General features: G+C 75.1%; 3 protein-coding genes. 1 reads left to right on the top strand and 2 read right to left on the bottom strand.

What is annotated here, in order from left to right; translation table 11 throughout:
* The coding region (locus tag DVA66_RS19510; protein WP_114561478.1) for a class I SAM-dependent methyltransferase at positions 1-461 on the top strand (461 nt) is incomplete at its 5' end.
* 12 nt (positions 462-473) lie between these two features.
* Here DVA66_RS19510 and DVA66_RS19505 read toward each other — a convergent pair.
* Both DVA66_RS19505 and DVA66_RS19500 read right to left on the bottom strand, forming a co-directional pair.
* A complete protein-coding gene (locus DVA66_RS19505; RefSeq protein WP_114561477.1) occupies positions 474-893 on the bottom strand; it encodes a VOC family protein in 420 nt (139 codons plus the stop codon).
* A 78-nt stretch (positions 894-971) separates the two neighbouring features.
* The coding region (locus DVA66_RS19500) for an alpha-hydroxy acid oxidase (protein WP_332872895.1) at positions 972-2,327 on the bottom strand (1,356 nt) is incomplete at its 5' end.

Below are 2,327 nucleotides of genomic sequence, written 5' to 3'. Positions count from 1 at the left end.
GCGTCCTGCTGCGCACCCACCGGCCGGCGCCCACGGCCCGCCGGGTGCTCGACCTCGGCTGCGGCTGGGGCGCGATCGCGCTGGCGGTCGCGCTGGTGGCGCCGCGGGCCCGGGTGGACGCCGTCGACGTCAACGACCGCGCGCTCGCCCTGTGCCGCGACAACGCCCGGGCCGCCGGCGTCGGTGACCGGGTCACCGCGCTGCGGCCCGAGGAGGTCGACGCGGACGCGCGCTACGACGAGATCTGGTCCAACCCGCCGATCCGGATCGGCAAGGAGGCCCTGCACGACCTGCTGCTGCAGTGGCTGCCGCGGCTCACCGACGACGGCGTGGCGCGGCTGGTGGTGGGGCGCAACCTCGGCGCGGACTCGCTGCAGCGCTGGCTGGTCGAGCAGGGCTGGCGCTGCGACCGGACGGCCAGCGCCAAGGGGTTCCGCGTGCTGGAGGTCGCCCGGGCCTGAGCGGCCGCGGGCTCAGCCGTCCATCGCCGCGGTCGCCCGCTGGATCTCCTCGGGGCTGAGCCGCAGCGGCGTCTGCACCAGCCACTGGTGCCCGTGGGGGTCTGCCACCCGGCCGCCACGGGCCCCGTAGGGCTGGTCGGCGACCGGGAAGACCACCGAGCCGCCGGCCGCCACCATGGCCTCGGCCAGGGCGTCCGGGTCGTCGGTGGTGACCGACAGCAGCACGCCGGGACGGCCCGGGGCGGCGAGCTGGTCGAACTCGTCGGCGTCCTTGAGCTCGATCAGGGTGCCGAGCAGCTCCAGCTGGGCGTACACCACCCGGTCACCGGAGGTGTAGCGCTGGCGGAGCTCCGCACCGAAGACGCGGCGGTAGGTGTCGATGGCGGCGTCGGCGGAGGCGACGACGAGCTTGGCCGAGATCTGTGGCGTCATGCCGTCAGTCTGCGCGAAGCCCGTCCCCGCCGTCTTGGACGTTCCGGAACAGTCCGGCGACGCCGAGGGGGACCCGGCTCAGGAGCGACGCAGCCGGACGTGCTCGGGGCGCAGCTCGTCCACCCGGGAGACCCCGACCAGCGACATGGTGCGCTCCATCTCGGAGGTGAGGATCTCCAGCACCCGGTCCACCCCGCGCTGGCCACCGACCATCAGGCCGTACAGGTAGGGCCGGCCGATCAGCACCGCCCGGGCGCCCAGCGCCAGCGCGGCCACCACGTCGGCCCCGCTGCGGACCCCGGAGTCCAGGTACACCTCGGCCCGGTCCCCCACCGCCTCGACCACCTGGGGCAGCAGCTCCAGCGGCACCGGGGAGCGGTCGAGCTGGCGTCCGCCGTGGTTGGACAGCACGATCGCGTCGGCGCCGGCGTCCACCGAGCGCACCGCGTCGGAGAGCGACAGCACGCCCTTGACCACCACCGGCCCGCCGAACTGCTCCTTGATGGTGGTGACGTCGGAGGGCCGCAGCCGCTGCTCGCGGTGCTGGTTGGACATCCCCCACAGCCCGTAGGGCGAGCCGACCGGGAAGGTGGCGAACCGCAGCGGCTCGGTGGTGAGGATGTTGGCCACCCAGCCCGGGTGGCGGGCCATGTCGGCGAAGGTACGCAGGGTGAGCTGCGGCGGGATGGCGAAGCCGTTGCGCAGGTCCTTGCGCTTGAGCCCGGTCACCGTGGTGTCGATGGTGATCATCACGGCCTCGTAGCCGTGCTCGCGGGCCTCGGCCAGGTGCTGGTCGGTGACCGCCCGGTCGCGCATCACGTAGAACTGGAACCAGTTCCGCCCGGTGGGTGCGGCCTCGGCCACGTCACCGATGGAGGTGGTGCCGTAGGTCGACAGCGTGTACGGCATCCCGGCGTAGGCGGCGGCCGCGGCGACCGCGCGCTCCCCGGTGTGGTGGCTGAGCCGGCTGTAGCCGGTCGGGGCGAGGACGATCGGCGCGGCGGCCGGGCGTCCGAGCAGGGTGGTGCTGGTGTCGGGGTCGCCCACGGCGTCCCAGGCGGTCGGACGCAGCTCGACGTCGGCGAAGGCGTCCCGGTTGCGACCCAGGGAGATCTCCGACTCCGCACCGCTGTGCACGTAGTCGAACACCGCGCCGGGCACCCGGCGGCGGGCCAGCCGCTCCACGTCGTCGACGGTGACGCAGCTGGCCAGCCGGCGCTCGACCGCGTCGGCGTGCCAGGGCCGGGTCTTGAGGAAGGGCTCGAGGTCGCGCCACCGGGGCAGCCGGCGGGGCGGTGCGGGGATCGCCGGCGACCGGCGGGGCGGCGGCGCCGGGGCGGGTTCGGCCGCGATCTGCTCCGGCTCGGTGCGCCCGGAGACGCCGGGTGGCGCGACCGGGGTGTCGGGCGGGTCGGCTGCGGACACTCTTGTCCC

The organism is Desertihabitans aurantiacus (genome assembly GCF_003344635.1).
GTDB classification, from domain to species: domain Bacteria; phylum Actinomycetota; class Actinomycetes; order Propionibacteriales; family Propionibacteriaceae; genus Desertihabitans; species Desertihabitans aurantiacus.
Note: the sequence above shows the minus strand (reverse complement) of the source record. Positions and strands in the feature narration are given on the sequence as shown.